This is a genomic window from Streptomyces sp. NPDC102283 (assembly GCF_044766265.1).
Lineage (GTDB): Bacteria > Actinomycetota > Actinomycetes > Streptomycetales > Streptomycetaceae > Streptomyces.
On record NZ_JBIWLQ010000004.1, the window covers coordinates 285,434 to 307,085 of the forward strand.

Here is a 21,652-nt window from a genome sequence, read left to right on the forward strand (position 1 = left end):
AAGGCGGGGGCCACCCCTTTCGACCTGCTGCTTTCGTGCCCGTGGGCCCCTACTGGGGCGCCATGGTGTCCGCGATGCCCGGGTTGTCGTCCATCCAGGCCTTCACGGCTTCCTCCTCGTGGCCCACGCCGCGCTTCTGGATCTCGTTCTCCAGGCCGGCGAGCTGCTTCTCGGTGAGCTTGAAGTCCTTGAACCACTTCGTCAGCTGCGGGTACTGCTTCGGGAACTCCTTGGAGGCGATGGTGTGCAGGCGGTCGCCCTCACCGAACGCCTTCTTCGGGTCCTTCAGCTTGGTCATGCCGTACTCGTTGTACGCCCAGTGCGGGGTCCACAGCAGGACCGCGATGGGCTCCTTCTTGGCGTACGCGCGCTTCAGCTCGGCCAGCATGCCGGGCGTGGAGGAGTCGAGGACCTCGTACTCCTTGTCCAGGCCGTAACTCGGCAGGACGTTCTTCTTGAGGTTCTCCATGGTGGCGGTGCCGGGCTCGATGCCGACGATCCGGCCCTTGAAGTCGGAGCCCTTGCCCTTGAGGTCGTCGAGGGTCTTGACGTCCTTGACGTAGTCGGGGACGGCCACCTCGATGGAGGTCGGCCCGTACCAGGAGCCGATGTCGGTCAGCTTGTCGCCGTACTTGTCCCAGTAGTTCTTCTGGGTGTACGGCAGCCAGCCGTCGAACTGCACGTCGATCTGGCCGCGTGACATCGCGGCGTACATCGGGCCGACCTCGAACTGCTTGAGGTTGATCTTGTAGCCGCGCTCCTCCAGGACCGCCTTCCACAGGTACGTGGCGGCGATGTCCTCCTCCCAGGGGAACCAGGCGACCTCGACGGCACGGTCACGCTCGTCCTTGCCGCCGTCGGCCTTGGCGTCCTTCGGGACCGGGGTCCACTTGTCGGCGACGCCCGGGTTGTCCTCCAGCCAGGTGCGGACGGCGTCCTGCTCCTTGCCGGAGCCGGACTTCTGGATCTGGGCCTCAAGGCTGGTGAGCTGCGTCTCGCTCATCTTGAAGTCCTTGATCCACTTGCTGACCACCGGGTTCTCGGCGGAGAAGCCCTTGCGCGCCAGACTGTGGACGCCGTCACCCTTGCCCCAGAGGCCCTTGGGGTCCTTCAGCTTGGTGAGGTCGTACTCGTTGTACGCCCAGTGCGGCGACCAGAGCGGAACCACGATCGGCTCCTTCTTGGCGTACGCGCGCTTCAGCTCGGCCAGCATGGACGGCGTGGAGCCGTCGATGAGCTTGTACTCCTTGTCCAGGCCGTAGCCCGGCAGCAGCTTGTCCTTGAGCAGGCCCATCTCACCGGCGCTCGGTTCGATGCCGACGATCCGGCCCTTGAACTCGGAGGCCCGGCCCTTGAGGTCGTCCATCGTCCGGACGCCCTTCATGTACGCGGGGACGGCGAGCTCCAGCGAGGTCGGGGCATACCACGCGCCGAGGTCCTCCAGGCGGTCCTTGTACTTCGCCCAGTAGCTGGCGTGGGTGACCGGCAGCCAGGAATCGGTCTGGAAGTCGATCTGCCCGTTGGCCATGCCGGTGTACAGCGCGCCGGCCTCGTACTGCTTGACGTCGACCTCGAAGCCGCGCTGCTCCAGCATCTCCTTCCAGAGGAACGTGGAGGCGATGCCCTCGTCCCACGGGATGTAGCCGATGCTGACCTTCTTGCCGTCGCCGATCCGCGCGGTCTTGCCGGCGGTGTCGTCCTTGGAGCCGCCGAAGACGCTCATGCTGCCCGCGACGAGCGCGAGGACGACGATGCCGACGGCCGCGATACGGGGCTGCGGGCGGTAGGTCCAGATCTTCCAGCCCTCGGCCATGGCCTGGGCCTTGGCGACCGCGCGGCGGCCCAGCGGGGAGACCTCGGTGCCGAGCGCGCCGGTCATCCGGTCCAGGTACATGGCGAGGATGACGATGGAGATGCCCGCCTCGAAGCCGAGGCCGACGTCGACGTTGCCGATGGCGCGGTAGACGGAGCCGCCGAGGCCGCCGCCGCCGACCATGCCCGCGATGACCACCATGGAGAGGCCGAGCATGATGACCTGGTTGATTCCGGCCATGATCGTGGGCAGGGCGAGCGGCAGCTGGACGCGCAGCAGGGTGTTGCGCGAGGTGGTGCCGAAGGCCTCGGCCGCCTCGACGAGTTCGCCGTCGACCTGGCGGATGCCGAGCTCGGTCATCCGGACGCCCGGGGGCAGCGCGAAGATGATGGTGGCGATGATGCCGGGGACCACGCCGACGCCGAAGAAGATGACGCCGGGGATCAGGTAGACCATGGCGGGCATGGTCTGCATGAAGTCCAGGACCGGCCGGGTGATCGCGCTGACCGTCCTGGACCGGGAGGCCCAGATGCCCAGGGGCACGGCGATCACCAGGGTGACGAGCGTCGCGACGAGCACCAGGGTGAGGGTGTCCATCGCTTCGTCCCACAGTTCGACGGAGTCGATGAGGGCGAACCCGACGAAGGTGAGCAGCGCCGCGGGCAGACCGCGCAGCCACCAGGCGATGACGGCGACGATGCCCGCGAAGAGCAGCGGCGCGGGGGCGGACAGGACGGCGGCTATGCCGTCGAACATGCCGCTGACGAGGGAGCTGATGGCGTCGAAGAGCCAGGCGAGGTGGGTCTGCAGCCAGTCGACCGCGGAGTCGACCCATTCGCCGAGGGGGAGCCTAAACACTGGCCACCTTCTTCACGCCGTCCGCTGCCGCGGGTTCGGTGTCGCGGGGGGCCTCGGCCGGGGTCATCGGCTCGCCGAGGACGGCGAGCAGCCGGGCGCTGGGGACGACGCCGACGAGCTTGCCCTCGGCGTCGGTCACGGCGACCGGGTTCGAGCTCTGCGAGCAGGGCGTGAACAGGTCGATGATCGGCGTGGACTCCGGGACCGTGGCGGGGGCCGCGGCCAGCACGTCCTGCGGGGTGCGCAGTTCCTTGCCGTCCGCCGCCTTGGTGCCCATCACGGTGTGCGCCTCGGCCATGATCGCGCCCGCGGTGAGCACCCGGGAGCGGTCCACGTCCTGGGTGAAGGAGGCGACGTAGTCGTTGGCCGGGGTGACGAGGATGTCCTCGGCGGTGCCGAGCTGGACGATCTCCCCGTCGCGCATGACGGCGATCCGGTCGCCCAGGCGCATGGCCTCGTTGAGGTCGTGGGTGATGAAGACGATGGTCTTCTTCAGGCGCTTCTGGAGCTCCAGCAGCTGGTCCTGCATGTCACGGCGGATCAGCGGGTCGAGCGCGCTGAAGGACTCGTCCATGAGCAGCAGGTCGGCGTCGGTGGCCAGCGCGCGGGCGAGGCCCACGCGCTGCTGCATACCGCCGGACAGCTCGTCGGGCCAGGACTTCTCCCAGCCTTCGAGACCGGTCAGCCGCAGCGCCTCGGTGGCGCGCACCTCGCGCTCCTCGCGCGACACGCCCTGGACCTCCAGGCCGTACGCGGCGTTCTCCAGGACGCTCCGGTGGGGGAAGAGCGCGAAGTGCTGGAACACCATGCTGATCTTGGTGGAGCGGACGTTCCGCAGCTCGCGGGGGCTCAGGGCGGTCAGGTCCTGACCATCGAAGAGCACCCGGCCCGCGGTCGGGTCGAGCAGACCGTTGAGCATCCGCAGCAGGGTGGACTTGCCCGAGCCGGACAACCCCATGACGACGAAGATCTGACCCGGCTCCACGGTGAACGAGGCGTCGATCACCGCTGCGGTCGTTCCCTCGGCGCGCAACTCGTCGCGGTCGGAGCCGCTCTCGAGCTTCCGCACGGCTTCATCGGGTCGTCTGCCGAAGACTTTGTACAAGTGCTCGGCTTGCAGCCTGGACACATACACCTCACGCGTTGAACCGAAAAACGGTCTGCCACCCCCTCCGGCAGACCGTGGAGCGGTGCGGGTTCTGTCCGCGTGGCACATGCACTAGTTGAAAATGCGACGTGGTTCGCTCCGATGGCGTGCCTGCCCTCGCTTACACAGCCCAAACACAACAGTGACCCAGGTCACTGACCTGCGACGGAGCGACAGTAAGCGGTTACCCGGAGCGACCGTGGGAGCGGTGGGGCATCATCGGGTCTGTGACGCGACGCCTGATGCTCCTCGACACCGCCTCCCTCTACTTCCGCGCCTACTTCGGGGTGCCCGATTCGGTGCGCGCGCCGGACGGTACGCCGGTGAACGCCGTGCGCGGCCTCCTCGACTTCATCGGCCGCCTGGTGCAGGACCACCGGCCGGACGATCTGGTCGCCTGCTGGGACAACGACTGGCGCCCGCAGTGGCGGGTCGACCTGATCCCGACGTACAAGGCGCACCGGGTCGCCGAGGAGACACCCGCCGGACAGACGGACGAGGAGGAGATCCCCGACACGCTGTCCCCGCAGGTCCCGATCATCGAGGACGTGCTGGCGGCCCTCGGCATCGCCCGGGTCGGCGTCACGCCGTACGAGGCGGACGACGTCATCGGCACCCTCACGGGGCGGGCGACCGGGCCGGTGGACATCGTCACGGGCGACCGCGATCTGTATCAGCTGGTCGACGACGCCCGCCAGGTACGCGTGCTCTACCCGCTCAAGGGCGTCGGCACCCTCCAGATGACCGACGAGGCCTGGCTGCGCGAGAAGTACGGCGTGGACGGCGCGGGCTACGTCGACCTGGCGCTGCTCCGCGGCGACCCGAGCGACGGACTCCCCGGCGTCCCCGGTATCGGCGAGAAGACGGCGGCGAAGCTGCTGGACGCGTACGGCGATCTGGACGGGATCATGGCAGCGGTCGACGACCCGAAGGCGAAGCTGACCCCGTCGCAGCGCAGGCGGCTGGACGAGTCGCGCGCCTATGTGGCCGTCGCGCCGAAGGTGGTCCGGGTGGCCGGGGACGTCCCCCTGCCCGACTTCGACCCGGCGCTGCCCCGCGAGCCGCGCAACCCTGCCGCCCTGGACGCGCTGGCGGAGCGGTGGGGGCTGGGCGGAGCGCTTCAGCGGCTCCTGAGCTCCCTTCAGCACTGAGGTGTTAACTTAGGCATACCTAAGCTCACGTTTTCGATCCAGGGAGTACCTCGTGGCAGAGCGGCCGGCCCGGCAGGGACCCACGGCTCAGGGTGCGCAGGTCGTGCGCACCGAGCAGATCACCCCGCACATGGTCCGGGTGGTCCTCGGCGGCGAAGGACTTGCTGACTTCACCCTCTCCGGCTTCACCGACCACTACATCAAGCTGTGCTTCGCACCCGAGGGCGCCGACTACGCGCACCCGTTCGACATGGCCGCGATCCGGGAGCGGTACCCGCGCGAGCTGTGGCCCACCACCCGTACGTACACGGTGCGCTCGTGGGACCCGGTCGCCCGCGAGATGGCCGTCGACTTCGTCGTGCACGGAGACGCGGGCCTCGCGGGACCCTGGGCGCAGCGGGCCCGGGTGGGCGAGCAGGTGACCTTCCTCGGCCCCGGCGGCGGCTACGGCCCCGAGGCGTCGGCGGACTGGCATCTGCTGGTCGGCGACGAGAGCGCGCTGCCGGCGATCGCGGCGGCCCTGGAGCAGATGCCGTCGGGTGCGCTGGTGCACGCCTTCGTAGAGGTGTCGGACGCCGCGGAGGAGCAGAAGATCGTGACGCCCGACGGGGTGGCCGTGACCTGGCTGCACCGCGGCGACCGGCCCGTCGGTGAGCTGCTGACCGCCGCCGTGAAGGGGCTGGACTTCCCGGAGGGCGAGATCCAGGCCTTCGTGCACGGGGAGGCCGGCTTCGTGAAGGAGATCCGCCGGTATCTGCGCGTGGAGCGGCAGATCCCGCTGCCTCGGCTGTCGATCTCGGGCTACTGGCGTCTCGGCAAGGACGACGACGCCTGGCGCGCCGTCAAGCGCGAATGGAACGAGCAGGTGGAGCGCGAGCAGGAGAGCGGCACGACCGCCCCGTAGCAACCGCGCCGACGTCGGCCGCACCCCGATTCACCCGGCGGGCCGCACCCGGGCGGCCCGGCCGAGCGGACCACAGGACCCCGTCCACCGCACTCGCGGCGGGCGGGGTCCACGTGCAGGGGTACGAAGCAGGAGCCCCGGCCCCACGGCAACCGCACCCGGGACCACCGCGCCGGGGCCGGCGCACCAGGTACGCGAGGGCCGCGACGGACGAGCCCGGCGTCACGGCAAGCGCGCCCGTGCACGACCGGATACGCGACGCCGGCCCGCGCCGCCGGGGCCGCACTCGGGCCAACCTGGCCGACGGGTGCCGCCCCGCCGCCTCTCGGCCCTCGACCCTCGGCCCTCGCCCCTCGGCTTCAGGCGTCCGTAGGGCCGGCCTCCGCACGGCGCACACCAGCCCCGCCGCCACGCACCCCGCCTCCGCCCTCCTCCGCGGTGCGGAAGCCCTCCCGCTCGACCGGCCCCGAGAGGTACCCCGGGGACTCGAAGCGCCGGAAGGACACATCGATGTGCGCCAGTCTCCGCAGCGCGCCGAACATCGCCTCGCCGAGGACGGTCCCCACGACCACGCTCTCGACCAGGTCCTCGCGGGCTACCCGCCGCTGTACGTAGTCGAGGTCGGCGCGGGCGACCGGCTCGGCGGCAGCCGCGTAGACGTCCAGCAGGTCGATGTACCCGCCGTGCCCGGCCCGGCGCAGCGCGGCCAGGACCCTCGCGAGTGATTCGGCGGCGGGACCCCGCTCGTCGGCGTGCCAGCCCCTCCGCAGCAGCAGCCCGGCCACCTCCTCCCGTGCCTCCTCCAGGTCGGCCCCCGCCTCCTCCTCGTCCTCACCGGCCGGTGTGACGCCGTCCGCCGCGATGCCGAGCACCTTGTGCACCGGCTGTTCGGGGTCGTCCATGGCCTCCAGAACCTCGCCGATGTCGGCGAGCGAGAGACCGCCCACGTCCAGCAGCGCCCGGATCAGGCGGAGTCGGCGCTCGTGTCCGGGGCCGTAGTGCGCCTGATTCGGGCTGGTCAACTCCCCTGCCGGCAGCAGCCCTTCCCGTAGGTAGTACTTGATCGTCGGCACCGGGACCCCGGACCTGCGACTCAATTCGCCGATGCGCACCGCGTGTTCGCCCTTTCACCCTTGCCAGAAACCGCACTCATCATAGATAGTCCTCCTATCGGATAGCAGACAGCGCGACTATCCATACTGATCACATCATCACTCATATCACCGTCATCGAACGCACCCTCAGTGAAGTAACCGTCACTGGGCGCACCGTCACCGCACCCATCGTCACAGGAGGTCTCTCATGTCGTCGTCATGGCGTTCCTGGCATCGCCCCTTAGTCGTCTGCTCCGCCGCGATGGTCATTCTGGCGCTCGTTTCCGCCGTCGGCCTCGTGGTCGACGACCGGGCACTGGTCGGCGCACCGATCTGGGCGAAGCCGTTCAAGTTCGCCGTGTCCTTCGCCGCGTACTGCCTGACCCTGGCCTGGATGCTGACCCTGTCCACACGCGGGCGGCGCGTCGGCCGGTGGGCGGGGAACGCCGTCGTGCTGACGAGCCTGGGCGAGATGGTACTGATCACGGTCCAGGTCGTCCGGGGCCGACGCAGCCACTTCAACTCCGCGACCCCGCTCGACGCGGCTCTGTGGGACGCGATGGGGCAGACCGTAGTCGTCCTGTGGGGGGCCAGCCTGGTGATCGCCGTCCTGCTGCTGCGCACCCGCATCGCCGACCGGGCGACGGCCCTGGCGGTCCGGGGCGGGCTGCTGATCGCTCTGGCCGGCGCGGCCCTCGGCTTCCTGATGGGACAGCCGAGCGAGAGCCAGCGGGCGTCGGGGAACCTCGACACCGCCGACATCGTCGGCGCGCACTCCGTGGGCGTGCCGGACGGCGGCCCCGCCATGCCGCTGACCGGCTGGTCGACGACCGGCGGCGATCTGCGGGCCCCGCACTTCGTGGGCATGCACGCCCTCCAACTGCTGCCGCTCCTCCTGATCGCCCTGGTGCTCCTCGCGCCCCGCTTCGCGACGCTGCGCGACGCCGGGGTGCGGCTGCGCCTCGTACGGGTCGCCGTGGCCGGCTACGCGGCGCTCGTCGCGCTCATCACCTGGCAGGCGCTCCGGGGCCAGCCGCTGATCCACCCGGACGGGGCCACGCTGGCCGCCGCCGGGGCCCTCCTCGCGGCGGTGGCGTGCGGAACATGGAGCGCGCTGCGCCCCGCCGCCCCCACCCGCCCGTCCCGCACCACCGACGACAAGGAGACCGTCGCATGACCGGCGCACTGTTCGAGATCACGTTCTATCTGGCCGCCCCGTTCTGGCTTCTGATGATCTTCGCTCCCACCTGGTCCGGCACCGCCCGCGCCGTCGCCTCGCCACTGACCGTGCTGCCCGTGCTCGTCGTCTACGCCGTCATGGCCGTCCCGGTGTTCCCGGAGCTCTGGGCGGCGGTGAGCAGTCCGGACATCGACGCCTTCCGTGATCTCACGGCGCTGGCCGGCGGAGCGGGGGCCATCTGGGCGCAGGTGATCGCCTGGGACCTGCTGCTCGGGCAGTGGATGTACCTCCAGGGCCGGAAGCTGGGGCTTTCGCCGCTGCTGATGGGCCCGCTGCTGGTCCTGACGATCCTGCTGTCGCCGTTCGGGCTGCTGATCTTCCTCGCCGTCCGCGCCGTCCGGCTGCGACGGCGCGCGACGCTCGCCGGCTGAGTCGCGCCCTCGCGGGGCCCCGTCTGGAAAGATCGCGGGCATCCGACCAATCCGCATGGCCCTCGGCTTCGAATCACTGCCGGAAGCGACGATCGTCCCGGGAGGAAACCCGCGTGAAGGAAGCCGTACACATCAGTGGGGCGCCCTCGCCCGGTCCCGATCTCCAGGAGCTCCTGGTGCGGGTCGCGCGGGGCGACCAGGACGCGTTCGCCGCGGTGTACGACGCGGTGAGCGGGCCCGTGCTCGGCCTGGTGCGCAGCGTGCTCCGCGACCCGGCCCAGTCGGAGGAGGTGGCACAGGAGGTGCTGGTGGAGGTATGGCGCACCGCGCCGCGCTTCCGGGCCTCCCGGGGGAGCGCGATGAACTGGGTGCTGACCGTGGCCCACCACCGGGCCGTCGACCGGGTCCGCTCGGCCGAGTCCGCTGCCGCCCGGGAGCACAAGGCGGCGCTGCTGGACCGGACACCCGCCTTCGACGAGGTGTCCGAGCAGGTCGAGACCCGGCTGGAGAGAGAACAGGTACGGCGCTGTATGCGCACCCTGTCCGAGCTGCAACGGGAGTCGGTGACCCTGGCCTACTACCGGGGCCTGACCTACCGTGAGGTCTCCGAGCTGCTCGCCGTGCCGCTGGGCACCATCAAGACACGACTCCGCGACGGCCTCATCCGCCTCCGCGACTGCCTGGGGGTGAGTGCATGAACACGGCCGAACTGCACACGCTGACCGGGGCCTATGCCCTGCATGCGCTGCCGGAGCCCGAACGGCAGGCGTTCGAGCGGCATCTGGAGGACTGCGATGCCTGCGCCCAGGAGGTGCGGGAGCTGTCGGCCACCGCCGCCCGGCTCGGCCTCGCCGTCGCCGAGACCCCGCCGCGCGAGCTGCGCGAGAGGGTGCTGCGGGAGATCACGACCGTACGCCAGGAGGCTCCGGCGCACGGCGGAAGGGCGCGGACCGGCGGAGGCGGACGCACCGGTCGGTGGTACGCCTACGCGCTCGCCGCCTGTGTCGCCGCGGCCGCCTCGTTCGGCGGGGTCGCGGTCTGGCAGAACCAGGTGGCGCAGGACGCACGGCAGGAGGCGGACCGGGCTCAGCAGCAGAACGAGCAGCTGGCCCAGGTCATCTCCGCCCCGGACGCCAAGACCTCCTCGGGCGAACTGACCGGCGGCGCGCACGGCACCGTCGTCGTCTCGCAGAGCCAGAACCGCGCGGTGTTCCTGGCCTCGGGGATGGAACGGCCGCCGAGCGGCAAGGTCTACCAGCTCTGGTTCAACGACGAGGGCACGATGCGCTCGGCCGGACTGATGGACCCGAAGGCGAGCGACGACGCGGTCCTGCTGGACGGGCCGGTGGACCGGGCGTCCGGAATAGGCATCACGGTCGAACCCGCCGGAGGCTCGGACGAGCCGACCTCGTCCCCGGTGGCGCTGATGGACTTCCCGACCGCCTGACCCTTCACCCACGAACCATGCGAAGGAGCGCCTGTTCCATGAGTGTCGCGGTGGTGCTGTTCACCTCCGACCTGCGGCTGCACGACAACCCGGTGCTGCGTGCCGCCCTGCGGGACGCGGACGAGGTCGTCCCGTTGTTCGTCCGGGACGACGCCGTCCACCGCGCCGGGTTCGCCGCGCCCAACCGGCTGGCGTTCCTCGCGGACTGCCTGGCGGACCTGGACGCCGGACTCCGCCACCGGGGCGGCAGGCTGATCGTCCGGCAGGGCGAGATCGCCGCCGAGGTGAAACGGGTCGTCGAGCGGACCGGGGCCGCCTCCGTGCACATCGCCGCCGGAGTCAGCGCGTACGCGGCGCGGCGCGAGGAACGGATCCGGGAGGCCCTCGCGGGCGCCGGGTGCGAGCTGCGCATCCATGACGCGGTGGTCACCGCGCTCGCTCCGGGCCGGGTGGTCCCGACCGGAGGCAAGGACCACTTCGCGGTGTTCACCCCGTACTTCCGCCGTTGGGAGGCGGAGGGGGTACGGGGCACACTGACCGCTCCCCGCACGGTGCGGATGCCGGACGGCGTGGCCGGCGATCCGCTCCCGGACCGGGACACCGTGAAGAACCTCTCCCCCGGCCTCGCCCGGGGCGGCGAGGAGGCGGGCCGGAAACTGGTCACGTCCTGGCTGAACGGACCGATGGCCGACTACGAGGACGGCCACGACGACCTGGCCGGCGACGCGACGTCCCGGCTCTCCCCCCATCTGCACTTCGGTACGGTGTCCGCCGCCGAGCTGGTGCACCGCGCCCGGGAGAAGGGCGGGGCCGGCGGCGAGGCGTTCGTGCGGCAACTGGCCTGGCGCGACTTCCACCACCAGGTCCTCGCGGACCGACCGGACGCCTCCTGGTCCGACTACCGGCCGCGCCACGACCGCTGGCGCTCCGACGAGGACGAGATCGCCGCCTGGAAGGCCGGACGGACGGGCTATCCGCTGGTGGACGCGGCGATGCGGCAGCTCGCGCACGAGGGCTGGATGCACAACCGGGGCCGGATGCTGGCCGCGAGCTTCCTCACCAAGACGCTCTACGTGGACTGGCGGGTGGGCGCCCGGCACTTCCTGGACCTGCTGGTCGACGGCGACGTGGCGAACAACCAGCTCAACTGGCAGTGGGTGGCGGGCACCGGCACGGACACCCGGCCCAACCGGGTGCTCAACCCGGTGATCCAGGGCAAGCGCTTCGACCCGCGCGGTGACTACGTACGGCGCTGGGTGCCGGAGCTGGCGGAGCTGGAGAAGGCCGCGATCCACGAGCCGTGGAAGCTTCAGGGCCTGGACCGGGCGGCTCTGGACTACCCGGACCCGGTGGTGGACCTGGCCGAGGCCCGGTCCCGCTTCGAGCGCGCCCGAGGCCTGGACTGACCCGTACGACGACACGCCATCGAGGAGGGCCCCGTACCGCGGCAGCGGTACGGGGCCCTCCTCGTGTGCTCAGGTCCGGCGCGGCGGCCGGGGGAAGAAGCCGCTCGTCCGCGCCACGTACGCGTCGTACCCGGGCCGGTCGGCCATATGACGCTCCAGCAGGGCCGCGCCGCTGCCCTTGGTCAGCAGGAAGGTCATCACCAGCGGGGCGACGACGGTGGCGGCAGCGGCGGCCGGGGCCTGGCAGACGAAGAGGAAGAGGCCCCACCAGACGCAGAAGTCGCCGAAATAGTTCGGATGGCGGGTCCAGGACCACAGCCCCCGGTCCATGATCTTCCCCTTGTTGGCGGGGTCGGCCTTGAACCGGGCGAGCTGCGCGTCGCCGATCGCCTCGAAGGCGAGACCGACCGCCCACAGGAGTGCCCCCGCCCAGGCCCACCAGGCGAGCGGAGCGGTGAGGTACTGCGCGGCCTGCACCGGGAGCGAGACCAGCCAGACCAGCGCCCCCTGGAGCAGATACACCTTGCGCAGGGCGTAGAGATTCGGGTTGCCGGGGGCCTTGGCCAGCATCTTCGCGTAGCGCGGGTCTTCCCCGTGGCCCCGGCCGCGCCGCCCGATGTGGATCGCCAGGCGCAGCCCCCAGATCACGGTCAGCGTGGTCACCAGGAGGCGGCGGGCGTCGTCGCCGACGCCCGCCGACAAGCCGAAGGAGACCAGGGCGACGGCGGCGAACCCGACACCCCAGGCGATGTCGACGATCCGGTGCACACCCTTGCTCAGGGCGACGGCGAACGTGACGAGCATGACGCCGAGCGCGGCTACGGCCGCGCCCGCGAGCCCGCTCGCGAACGCGGGCCAGACGAAGCCGCTCACCGGTCCGCTCCCGGGTTCCCCGGTCCGTACCACTCACGCCGGGTGGCGGGCATGGCCGCGGAGCCGACCGGATCGGGCCGTACGGAGAGGATCTGGTCGACACCCATCCGTCGCTCCTCGAACGCGAGCGCGCCGCCGACGAGGTAGAGCCGCCACACCCGCGCGGTCTCCTCCCCCACCAGCGCGACGAACTCCGCCCAGCGCTCCTCGAGGGTGCGCCGCCAGGCCTCCACCGTCCACACGTAGTGCTCGCGCAACGATTCGACGTCACGCACCTCCAACCCGGCGCCCTCCAGCAGGGCGACGGTCTCGCCGAGCGGCCGCATGTGCATGTCGGGGGCGATGTACGACTCGATGAACGCGCCGCCGCCCGGGGCGGTCGTCCCCCGGGACATCTGCTGGACCAGGGCCCTGCCCTTCGGCCGCAGCGCGTCGTGCAGGATCGCGGTGAACGCCGGGTACTCGGCGTCCCCGACGTGCTCGCCCATCTCGATGGTGGACACGGCGTCGTACGCGCCCCGGGTCTCCGGCCGCCCCGCGATGTCCCGGTAGTCGATGTTCAGCACCTCGACACGATCGTCGAGGCCGCGCGCGGTGACCTGCTCCCGTACGTACGCGGCCTGTTCGGCGGCGAGGGTGACGGCCGTGACGTGGACTCCGTGGCGCTCGGCCGCGTACAGGGTCAGCGAGCCCCAGCCACAGCCGATGTCCAGCAGCCGTGCGCCGGGGCGCAGTCCGAGCTTGCGGCAGATCAGCTCCAGCTTGTCGCGCTGCGCGTCGGCCGCGCCGTAGTCGGGCGCGTCGCTGGTCCAGTAGCCACAGGAGTACGCCATCGTCTCGTCGAGGAGCAGCGCGTAGAAGGCGTTGGACAGGTCGTAGTGGTGGCTGATCGCCGCCCGGTCGCGGGCCTTGCTGTGCAGGGCCCCGCGCAGTCCGGCGCGGGCGGCGGGGGCCGGCGGCCGGGGACCGACCGCACCGAGGCGCAGAGCGAGGCCCGCCGCCCTGAGCCGGTCGGCGAGGGCGGGAGCGGGCGCGGTCAGGCCGCGGTCGCGCGCGGCGCGGCGCATGGCCCGCAGCCCGTCGCCCAGGTCGGTGTCGAGGTCGATGTCGCCGGTGATGTAGGCCTCGGCGAGCCCGAGTTCGCCCGGCTCCCACAGCAGCCGGCGCAGCGCTCTGCGGGTCCGCACATGGACGGTGGGGGCGTCCCTGGGCCCGGTCTCGCTGCCGTCCCACATCCGCACCCGGACCGGCGGCGGGCCGCCGAGGAACCGTTCGATCAGCGGTTCGACGCGCTGAGCGGCCCCGGTCGGGGTGCGCCGGGCGGGGGGCTTGGGTGCGGTCGTGGTCACGCGGTCTCCTCGCGGGTCAGAAGCAGTTGCTGCACATCGAGATAGCCGGAGCGGAAGCCCGCTTCGGAGTAGGCGAGGTAGAAGGTCCACATCCGGCGGAAGACCGCGTCGAAGCCGAGGGCGTCGACCTCGGCCGCGCGCTCGGTGAACCTCTCCCGCCAGAGCCGGAGCGTCTCGGCGTAGTGCGTGCCGAAGCGGATGCGCCGCGTGGTGCGCAGGCGGGTGTGGCCGGTGGTGATCCGCTCCACGGCTTCGGTGGAGGGCAGGAGTCCGCCGGGGAAGATGTACTTCTGGATCCAGGTGTACGTGGAGCGGCTGGCGCGCAGCCGGTCGTCGGGCATGGTGATGGCCTGGAGGGCGATCCGGCCGCCGGGGGCGAGCAGCCGGTCCAGGGTCTCGAAGTAGACCGGCCAGAACTCCTCGCCGACCGCCTCGACCATCTCGACGCTGACGATGGCGTCGTAGTCGCCGGTGACCTGGCGGTAGTCGCTCAGCCGCACCTCGACCTGGTCCGCGTACCCGGCCTCGCGGATCCGGGCGCGGGCCAGTTCGCGCTGTTCGGCGGAGAGGGTGACGGTGACGACCCGGGCGCCGCGGGCGGCCGCGCGGATGGCCAGCTCGCCCCAGCCGGTGCCGATCTCCAGGAGGCGCGTGCCCTCGGTGACCCCGGCGGCGTCCAGCAGCCGGTCGATCTTGCGGTGCTGGGCGGCGGGCAGCAGGGCGTGCTCGGCCGGGAAGCCGCGGAAGACGGCGGAGGAGTAGGAGAGCGTCTCGTCGAGGAAGAGGGCGAACAGCTCGTTGGACAGGTCGTAGTGGTGGCTGATGTTGTCCCGGGAGCCTTCGGGGGTGTTCAGCTGCGCGGCGGGCCTGCGCGGCGCCCAGATGCCGCGCAGGCGTTGCAGCGGCCGGGGGACGAGGTCGGCGGCGTTGTCGGCCAGCACGGTCAGCACGCCGACCAGGTCGGGCGCGTCCCACTCCCCCGCCATGTAGGACTCGCCGAAGCCGATGAGTCCGCTCGCGCCGATCCGGCGGAAGAAGGCGTCGGGGTCGCGGATGTCCATGAGGGGCCCGCCGAGGCCTATGTCGTCCCTGCCCGTGAGCCGGGCGCGCAGGGGGAGGCGGGCGAGCGCGTGGCGGACGACGCGCTCGGCGACGGCGCCCCGGGCGCGGGAGGCCCGGGGCGGCGCGATGATGTCGGGCCAGCGTTCCGGGTCGGTCCCGGGGGTGTGTTCTGCCGGCAGCGCGGAGGTGGGCGCGGTCACTGCATGCCTTCCTGTGGGCGGTGCGGGGGACGGGGTTGCACGGGGAGCCCGCGCAGGTAGAGCCGGATGCCGTGCAGGCGGATCGCGGCGGAGACGAGGACGGTGGAGAGGGGGTGGCGCAGAGCGAGCCGCACCAGCTCCCGAGGTCCGGCGGGCCGGCGGTCGCCCCGAACGGTCGCCGTGAACGGACGGGCCCCGTCGCGCTCCAGATGGATGCTCAGGTCGAGCCGGGACCCGGGCTCGGGCAGCCGCATCCGGTAGCCGCCGTCCACGGGGAAGAACGGCGAGACGTAGAACTCCTTGTCGGCCGAGGACCGGTCATTCCCGTCGGGGCGCAGAAGGTAGCCGTGCCGTCCGCCGTACGTGTTGTGCACCTCGGCGACGACGCAGAGAAGGCTCCCGTCGGCGCGGTGGCACCAGTAGACGGTGATCGGGTTGAAGACGTGTCCGAACACCCGGGCCTGGGTGAGCATGGTGACGGTGCCCTCGCCGAGCTCCACGTCCCGCGCCCGCAGGAAGCGCTCCAGGGCTGCCCGGATGGTGGGGGCGGTGCCGCCGAAGTGGTCGCGGGGGTCGAACCGGGCCAGCGGTCGCAGCAGGCGTGGCAGCCGGGGCGGCCGGTCGGGGTCGATGAGCCACAGATACGTACGGTGCCGGAACGCGTACCTCGTCGGCCGGTTCCGCACGTGCGTGATCGTGCACGGATAGAGGGCGCTCACCACCTCACCCCCAGGGCCGCCGCGGCCCCGACCCCCGAACGGCAGCCGTCCTCGTGGAACCCCCAGCCGTGGTACGCCCCCGCGTAGGCGGTGACGGGACCGGACAGGTCGGGCAGGCGGTCCTGGGCGGCGACGGATTCCGGGGTGTAGACGGGATGCTCGTAGACCATGCGGGCGCGTACGGAGGCGGGGTCGACGCGGTCGGAGCCGTTCAGCGTGACCACGAAGGTCTCCGGCGCGTCGAGCCGCTGGAGCCGGTTCATGTCGTAGCTGACGGTGACGCGGTCGGCGTCGGCGGCACACGAGGGCATCAGGTAGTTCCAGGAGGCCCTGGCACCCCGGGCGCGCGGCAGCAGAGCGGTGTCCGTGTGCAGCAGGGTCGGGTTGCGGGAGTAGCGGAACGCGCCGAGCGTGTCGCGCTCGGCGTCGGTCGGGTCGGCGAGCAGCCGCAGCGCCTGGTCGGGATGGGTGGCGATGACGACGGAGTCGTACGGGGTCGTCGTGCCGTCCTCGGTGGTGACCTCGACGCCGTCCGCGTGCCGGGTGATCGCGCGCACCGGGGTCGCGGTGCGCACGACGGTGAGCTGCTTGACGAGGAGGTCGACGTAAGCGCGCGACCCGCCGGTGACGGTGCGCCAGACCGGGGAGTCACCGATGGTGAGCATGCCGTGGTGGGCGAGGAAGCGGAAGAGATAGCGGGCCGGGTAGCGCAGGGCGGTGACCGGGTCGCAGGACCAGACGGCGGAGACCATGGGCGTGAGAAAGTGCGCGTGGAAGTAGGGCGAGAAGCGCCCGCGCCGGGCGAACTCCCCCAGCGTCATCCCGCTCGTCCCGCTCTCCGGCAGTTCCAGGAGGGCCCGCGCCGCGCGGTGAAAGCGCGGCACCTCGGCGAGCATCCGCAGGTAGGGGCCGCGCACGGCGGAGCGCGGCTGCGCGAAGAGCCCGGCCGGGCCGCGCGCCCCGGCGTATTCGAGGCCACACCCCTCGCACCGCACGGACATCGACATCTCGGACTCCTGGGTGGCGACGCCCAGTTCGTCGAAGAGCCGCAGCAGGTGGGGGTAGGTCCGCTCGTTGTGCACGATGAACCCGGAGTCGACGCGGTGCACCCGGCCGTCGGACGCGCCCAGGTCGTGCGTGTGGGCGTGGCCTCCGACGCGGTCCTCCGCCTCGTACAGCGTCACCTCGTGGGCGTCCCGGAGAACGTGGGCGGCGGTCAGGCCCGCCACTCCGGATCCGACCACGGCCGTCCGCCGTCGTTCCCCTGCCATTCCGGCTCCCTCCGGTCCTTCCGCGCGAGTCGGAGCGCTGCTGGAGTGCTCCTCACCCTGCATTCGTTGCAGGTGGCCGGATGGATTGGTCGATCAGCGCATCTACTCCAAACGAGTGAATGAGGGCCTGGGACCAATCCGCCGACCGACCGGCGTCGAACCCCTTGTGTGAGAGCAGGCCGGAACAACGCGTGGATGGACGGGGCACTTCCGCCCCGACGGTCCCGCCCGCCGCATGCCTCGCTCCCCTCTTCTTTCTCTTCCCTTCCTCTCTTCGCAAACGACCCACGATCCAGGAGAAACGCCATGAACACGCTCCTCTTCCGCCGTGCAGCCGTCGCCGTGTCCGCAGCGGCCGTGCTGCCGCTCGCCCTCACCGCCTGCTCGTCGGACGACTCCTCCAAGGACTCGGCGGCAGGTTCGACCCCCAGCTCGTCCGCGCCGGCGAGCCCCTCGGCCGATGACTCGGCGACCATGGACGAGCCGTTCGGTCCGGCCTGTTCGTCGGTGCCGAAGGAAGGCGCGGGCTCGTTCGACGGCATGGCTAAGGACCCGGTCGCCACGGCCGCCTCGAACAACGAGGAGCTGTCGACGCTGGTGGCCGCCGTGAAGCAGGCAGGCCTGGTCGACACGCTCAACAACGCCGAGAACATCACGGTGTTCGCCCCGACCAACGACGCCTTCGCCAAGATCCCGAAGGCCGACCTGGACGCACTGCTGGCGAACAAGGCCGAGCTCACCAAGGTCCTCACCTACCACGTGGTGGGCGAGAAGCTGACGCCGCAGCAGCTGGAGAAGGGCTCCTTCGACACGCTGGAGAAGAGCAAGCTGACGACGGCCGGCTCGGGTGTCGAGTACACCGTGAACGACTCCTCGAAGGTCGTCTGCGGCAACGTCCCGACCGCCAACGCGACGGTCTACATCGTCGACTCGGTCCTGATGCCCCCGAAGTAACCCCCCACCGACCCCCACGGACGAGGGGCGGGGAGCAGCGGTACGCCGCGGCTCCCCGCCCCTCGTCGTGCGTGGGCGCTACCCGTCTGATGATCCCCGCCAACAACATCGCCCGAAAAGTACACATAAGCGCCAGATAAGAGCATGATGGGGATAAGGGTGCCTGCCGCATCCGTCCGCACGCCGGCGGGGCCCGCATGACGAAGGAGACGAGATCTCATGAGCAACGTCTCACACGCGAGGAGTGACATATCGGGCCACCCCGATGCCTCCGAAATGCGTGCGCGGTACGACAGGGTGATGGGCGGTCGTGATGTGGCGCTGGTGGACGCGCCGGTGTTCCTCCTCGGCCTCTACTGCGCCGTTTCCCCGTGGGTGCTCCATTTCACGGTCAGCCAGCCGGCCCTCGTCACGCACAACCTGGTGATGGGCATCGCCATCGCGGTACTGGCTCTCGGCTTCACCGCGATGCCGGAGCGCATGTACGGCCTGAGCTGGGCGATCTGCGCGATGGGTGCGTGGATCATCGTGTCGAGCTGGGTGGTGGGCAGCAGCCCGGACCCCGGGATCGTGATCAACAACATCATCGTCGGCGGCTTGACCGTACTGCTGGGCATGGTCTGCGCGGGAGCAGCGGCAAGAACCCGCAGCACCTGACCCCGACCGACCCCCGACAGCCTCGCCCCTCTTGGAGCCCCTGGACCAATCAAGCCCTTCCGGCGCTTGAGAAGCGGAGCCCGGGCCCCTTCCAGCCCTTCCGGCGCTTGAGAAGCGGAGCCCGGGCCCCTTCCAGCCCCTCCGGCGCTTGAGGAGCGGGGCCCGGGGCCGAGCCCCGGTTTCGGGAAGGGGCGGGTAGGGGAACAAGCACGCCGCAGGCGCACCCGCACCACCTCCGTCGGCGTCAGCCGACAGAGCTGTACGCCACCACCCCCCGCAACACCGCCTCCACCGCCTTGCGCGCATTCTTCGCCACAGAGCTCGCCCCCTCCCCCGCATCCCGGGGAGCCGCCGCGGCCACCTGCCCCAGCACATCGATCACCTGCTTGCACCACCGTACGAAGTCCCCCGCCGGCATCTCCGCCTCGCGCAGCACCTCGTCCAGCGTCCGGCCGGAGGCCCACATGTAGACCGCCCAGGCGAAGCCGAGATCGGGCTCGCGCTGCCCGACCCCTTCCGTCTGGTTGATCTTGAAGTCCTCCTCCACGGCATCCAGCCGCCCCCAGATCCGCACCATCTCGCCCATGGCGACCTTGGCGGGACCGGACGGCAGCTTCGGCGCGACCGCGTCATCGGCCTGCCGCGCCTCGTACACCAGCGCCGAGACGCAAGCGGCCAGTTCAGCGGGGTTGAGCCCCTCCCAGACCCCCTCGCGCAGGCACTCGCTGGCGAGCAGGTCCAGCTCCCCGTACAGCCGGGCCAGCCGCCGCCCGTTCGCGGTGACCTCGTTGCCCCGGAGGTAGTCCAGCTCGGTCAGGAGCGCGACGATCCGGTCGAAGGTCCGGGCGATCGTGTTCGTCCGCCCCTCGATCCGCTTCTCCAGCTGCCGGGTGTCCCGCTGCAGCCGGTGGTAGCGCTCGGCCCACCGCGCGTGGTCCTCCCGCTCGTCGCACCCGTGGCACGGGTGGGCGCGCAGCTCGGTCCGCAGCCGGCTGATCTCACGGTCGTCGGCGGCCGGCGCCCGCCCCTTGCGGTGCCGGTCGGGCACGATGTGTCCGGCCTTCGTCCGCAGCGCCGAGGCCAGATCGCGCCGGGACTGCGGCGAGCGCGGGTTGAACGACTTCGGGACGCGTATCCGGTCCAGCGCCTCCACCGGCACCGGGAAGTCCATCGAGGCCAGCCGCTTGACCTGCCGCTCTGCGGTCAGCACCAGCGGACGCGGCCCGTCATGGTGGTCGAATCCGCGGTGCCCGTTGGCCCGCCCGGCGGGCAGCCCCGGGTCCAGCACCAGCGCCAGCCCCGCGAACTTCCCCGTCGGCACATGGATGACATCCCCGGGCTTCAGCTTCTCCAGCGAGGAGGCCGCCGCCGCCCGCCGCTGCGCCACGCCCTGCTTGGCCAGCTCCGTCTCGCGGTCCTTGAGGTCGCGCCGCAGGCGCGCGTACTCCTCGAAGTCGCCGAGGTGGCAGGTCATGCCCTCCTGGTAGCCCTCCAGGCCCTCCTCGTTGCGCTGGACCTGACGGGAGATCCCGACGACGGACTTGTCCGCCTGGAACTGGGCGAACGAGGTCTCCAGCAGTTCCCGCGAGCGGTGCCGCCCGAACTGCTGCACCAGGTTGACCGCCATGTTGTACGAGGGGCGGAAGCTGGAGCGCAGCGGATACGTACGCGTGCCCGCGAGGCCGGCCAGCGCCGTCGGGTCCATGCCGCGCTGCCACAGGACCACCGCGTGGCCCTCGACGTCGATGCCGCGGCGTCCGGCCCGGCCGGTGAGCTGGGTGTACTCGCCGGGGGTGATGTCGGCGTGCTGCTCGCCGTTCCACTTGACAAGCTTCTCCAGCACCACGGAACGCGCGGGCATGTTGATGCCGAGCGCCAGTGTCTCGGTGGCGAAGACGGCCTTCACCAGGCCGCGGACGAACAGCTCCTCGACGACTTCCTTGAACGTCGGCAGCATGCCCGCATGGTGCGCGGCGATGCCCCGCTCCAGGCCTTCGAGCCACTCGTAGTAGCCCAGGACGTGCAGGTCCTCGCCGGGGATGGACGCGGTCCGCTCCTCGACGATCTCCCGGACCAGCCGGCGCTTGTCCTCGTCGTTGAGCCGCAGTCCGGCGTACAGGCACTGCTGGACGGCGGCCTCGCAGCCGGCCCGGCTGAAGATGAAGGTGATGGCGGGCAGCAGTCCCTCGTTGTCCAGCCGGTCGATGACCTCGGGCCGGCCGGGCGTCCAGATCCGGCCGCGCTGTCGCCTCTCGCGCTCGCGGTCGGCCTCGCGCACCATCTTGCCCCGGCGGCGGTCACGGGGGTTGTAGACGTTCTGGCTCTCCTGCCGGGCCAGACGGACCAGGTCCGGATTGACCTCGCGCCGTCCGGCGCCGCGCCCCCCGTGATCGGTCGCCTCCTCGAAGAGGTCGTACATCTTGCGGCCGGCCATCACGTGCTGCCAGAGCGGCACCGGACGGTGCTCGGAGACGATCACCTCGGTGTCGCCGCGCACGGTGTCCAGCCAGTCGCCGAACTCCTCCGCGTTGGAGACGGTCGCCGACAGGGAGACCAGCGTCACCGACTCCGGAAGGTGAATGATCACTTCCTCCCACACCGCGCCCCGGAAGCGGTCGGAGAGGTAGTGCACCTCGTCCATGACCACATAACCGAGGCCGGAGAGCGACTGGGAGCCCGCGTACAGCATGTTCCGCAGGACCTCGGTGGTCATCACGACCACCGGCGCCTCGGAGTTGACGCTGTTGTCACCGGTCAGCAGGCCGACCTTGTCGGCGCCGTACCGCTTGACCAGATCGGCGAACTTCTGGTTGGAGAGCGCCTTGATCGGTGTCGTGTAGAAGCACTTGCGACCCTGTTCCAGGGCCAGATGCACGGCGAACTCGCCGACGATCGTCTTGCCCGACCCGGTGGGCGCCGCGACCAGCACCCCCTTGCCCGCCTCCAGGGCCTGGCAGGCCTCGATCTGGAACGGGTCCAGTCCGAACTCGTACATCTCGCGGAAGGGCCCGAGGGCCGTCGCCATCTCGGCCGCACGGTCCCGAGAAGCCTGGTATCGCTCAGCTGGTGAGAGGTCCTCTGTCATCTTGGTTACGAGCCTACCCGTCACCTCCGACACTCAGCGCGATCTTTAAAT

18 protein-coding genes are annotated in these 21,652 nt (G+C 71.1%); 9 read left to right on the top strand and 9 right to left on the bottom strand.

Going from position 1 to position 21,652, the window contains the following annotated elements; genetic code table 11:
- Positions 1 to 49: 49 nt before the first annotated feature.
- Both ACIRJT_RS10560 and ACIRJT_RS10565 read right to left on the bottom strand, forming a co-directional pair.
- Positions 50 to 2,671 carry an ABC transporter permease/substrate binding protein gene (locus ACIRJT_RS10560; protein WP_403907117.1) on the bottom strand — a complete coding sequence of 874 codons (2,622 nt, stop codon included), beginning with the start codon at positions 2,669 to 2,671 and terminating at the stop codon, positions 50 to 52.
- Positions 2,664 to 3,800 carry a glycine betaine/L-proline ABC transporter ATP-binding protein gene (locus ACIRJT_RS10565; RefSeq protein WP_403907120.1) on the bottom strand — a complete coding sequence of 379 codons (1,137 nt, stop codon included), beginning with the start codon at positions 3,798 to 3,800 and terminating at the stop codon, positions 2,664 to 2,666. The genes ACIRJT_RS10560 and ACIRJT_RS10565 overlap by 8 nt, the downstream gene beginning before the upstream one ends.
- 260 nt (positions 3,801 to 4,060) lie before the next feature.
- On the opposite strand from ACIRJT_RS10565, the gene ACIRJT_RS10570 reads away from it, so the two are divergent.
- On the top strand, positions 4,061 to 4,969 hold the full coding sequence (locus ACIRJT_RS10570; protein ID WP_403907509.1) for a 5'-3' exonuclease H3TH domain-containing protein: 909 nt from the start codon (positions 4,061 to 4,063) through the stop codon (positions 4,967 to 4,969).
- A 52-nt stretch (positions 4,970 to 5,021) separates the two neighbouring features.
- Complete coding sequence (locus ACIRJT_RS10575; protein ID WP_403907124.1) at positions 5,022 to 5,873, top strand: siderophore-interacting protein; 852 nt, start codon at positions 5,022 to 5,024, stop codon at positions 5,871 to 5,873.
- A 359-nt stretch (positions 5,874 to 6,232) separates the two neighbouring features.
- Here ACIRJT_RS10575 and ACIRJT_RS10580 read toward each other — a convergent pair whose 3' ends face one another.
- Complete coding sequence (locus tag ACIRJT_RS10580) at positions 6,233 to 6,946, bottom strand: MerR family transcriptional regulator (RefSeq protein WP_403907127.1); 714 nt, start codon at positions 6,944 to 6,946, stop codon at positions 6,233 to 6,235.
- Between the two features lie 283 nt (positions 6,947 to 7,229).
- Between ACIRJT_RS10580 and ACIRJT_RS10585 the strand changes: the two genes are divergently transcribed.
- From ACIRJT_RS10585 to ACIRJT_RS10605, 5 genes are all read left to right on the top strand, one after another.
- A complete protein-coding gene (locus tag ACIRJT_RS10585; RefSeq protein ID WP_403907129.1) occupies positions 7,230 to 8,144 on the top strand; it encodes a hypothetical protein in 915 nt (304 codons plus the stop codon).
- Entirely contained in the window at positions 8,141 to 8,578 is a 438-nt protein-coding gene (locus ACIRJT_RS10590; RefSeq protein ID WP_403907132.1) for an ABA4-like family protein, read from the top strand. The genes ACIRJT_RS10585 and ACIRJT_RS10590 overlap by 4 nt, the downstream gene beginning before the upstream one ends.
- A gap of 113 nt (positions 8,579 to 8,691) precedes the next feature.
- Positions 8,692 to 9,276, top strand: coding sequence for a sigma-70 family RNA polymerase sigma factor (locus ACIRJT_RS10595; protein ID WP_403907135.1), 585 nt, complete (start codon positions 8,692 to 8,694; stop codon positions 9,274 to 9,276).
- Positions 9,273 to 10,025 carry an anti-sigma factor domain-containing protein gene (locus ACIRJT_RS10600; RefSeq protein ID WP_403907138.1) on the top strand — a complete coding sequence of 251 codons (753 nt, stop codon included), beginning with the start codon at positions 9,273 to 9,275 and terminating at the stop codon, positions 10,023 to 10,025. The genes ACIRJT_RS10595 and ACIRJT_RS10600 overlap by 4 nt, the downstream gene beginning before the upstream one ends.
- A 38-nt stretch (positions 10,026 to 10,063) precedes the next feature.
- Positions 10,064 to 11,431 (top strand): cryptochrome/photolyase family protein, encoded by a 1,368-nt coding sequence (locus tag ACIRJT_RS10605; RefSeq protein ID WP_403907141.1) that lies wholly within the window; start codon positions 10,064 to 10,066, stop codon positions 11,429 to 11,431.
- Between the two features lie 69 nt (positions 11,432 to 11,500).
- Here ACIRJT_RS10605 and ACIRJT_RS10610 read toward each other — a convergent pair whose 3' ends face one another.
- The 5 genes from ACIRJT_RS10610 to ACIRJT_RS10630 are packed head-to-tail and all read right to left on the bottom strand — an operon-like array spanning position 11,501 to position 16,905.
- On the bottom strand, positions 11,501 to 12,304 hold the full coding sequence (locus tag ACIRJT_RS10610; RefSeq protein WP_403907143.1) for a DUF1295 domain-containing protein: 804 nt from the start codon (positions 12,302 to 12,304) through the stop codon (positions 11,501 to 11,503).
- Positions 12,301 to 13,653, bottom strand: a complete 1,353-nt coding sequence (locus tag ACIRJT_RS10615) for a class I SAM-dependent methyltransferase (RefSeq protein ID WP_403907146.1) — start codon at positions 13,651 to 13,653, stop codon at positions 12,301 to 12,303. Before ACIRJT_RS10615 ends, ACIRJT_RS10610 begins: the two co-directional genes overlap by 4 nt.
- Positions 13,650 to 14,915 (bottom strand): class I SAM-dependent methyltransferase, encoded by a 1,266-nt coding sequence (locus ACIRJT_RS10620; RefSeq protein ID WP_403907149.1) that lies wholly within the window; start codon positions 14,913 to 14,915, stop codon positions 13,650 to 13,652. The genes ACIRJT_RS10615 and ACIRJT_RS10620 overlap by 4 nt, the downstream gene beginning before the upstream one ends.
- Positions 14,912 to 15,637 carry a DUF1365 domain-containing protein gene (locus ACIRJT_RS10625; RefSeq protein ID WP_403907152.1) on the bottom strand — a complete coding sequence of 242 codons (726 nt, stop codon included), beginning with the start codon at positions 15,635 to 15,637 and terminating at the stop codon, positions 14,912 to 14,914. Before ACIRJT_RS10625 ends, ACIRJT_RS10620 begins: the two co-directional genes overlap by 4 nt.
- Entirely contained in the window at positions 15,631 to 16,905 is a 1,275-nt protein-coding gene (locus ACIRJT_RS10630) for an NAD(P)/FAD-dependent oxidoreductase (RefSeq protein WP_403907155.1), read from the bottom strand. Before ACIRJT_RS10630 ends, ACIRJT_RS10625 begins: the two co-directional genes overlap by 7 nt.
- 306 nt (positions 16,906 to 17,211) lie before the next feature.
- Between ACIRJT_RS10630 and ACIRJT_RS10635 the strand changes: the two genes are divergently transcribed.
- Together ACIRJT_RS10635 and ACIRJT_RS10640 are read left to right on the top strand one after the other, a co-directional pair.
- Positions 17,212 to 17,859 carry a fasciclin domain-containing protein gene (locus ACIRJT_RS10635; RefSeq protein WP_371622560.1) on the top strand — a complete coding sequence of 216 codons (648 nt, stop codon included), beginning with the start codon at positions 17,212 to 17,214 and terminating at the stop codon, positions 17,857 to 17,859.
- Positions 17,860 to 18,078: 219 nt separating this feature from the next.
- Entirely contained in the window at positions 18,079 to 18,516 is a 438-nt protein-coding gene (locus tag ACIRJT_RS10640) for an SPW repeat protein (protein WP_403907158.1), read from the top strand.
- 244 nt (positions 18,517 to 18,760) lie between these two features.
- On the opposite strand, the gene ACIRJT_RS10645 is transcribed toward ACIRJT_RS10640, so the two are convergent.
- The gene (locus ACIRJT_RS10645; RefSeq protein ID WP_403907161.1) at positions 18,761 to 21,601 is read right to left on the bottom strand and encodes a DEAD/DEAH box helicase; all 2,841 of its coding nucleotides are present in this window, start codon (positions 21,599 to 21,601) and stop codon (positions 18,761 to 18,763) included.
- Positions 21,602 to 21,652 lie beyond the last annotated feature (51 nt).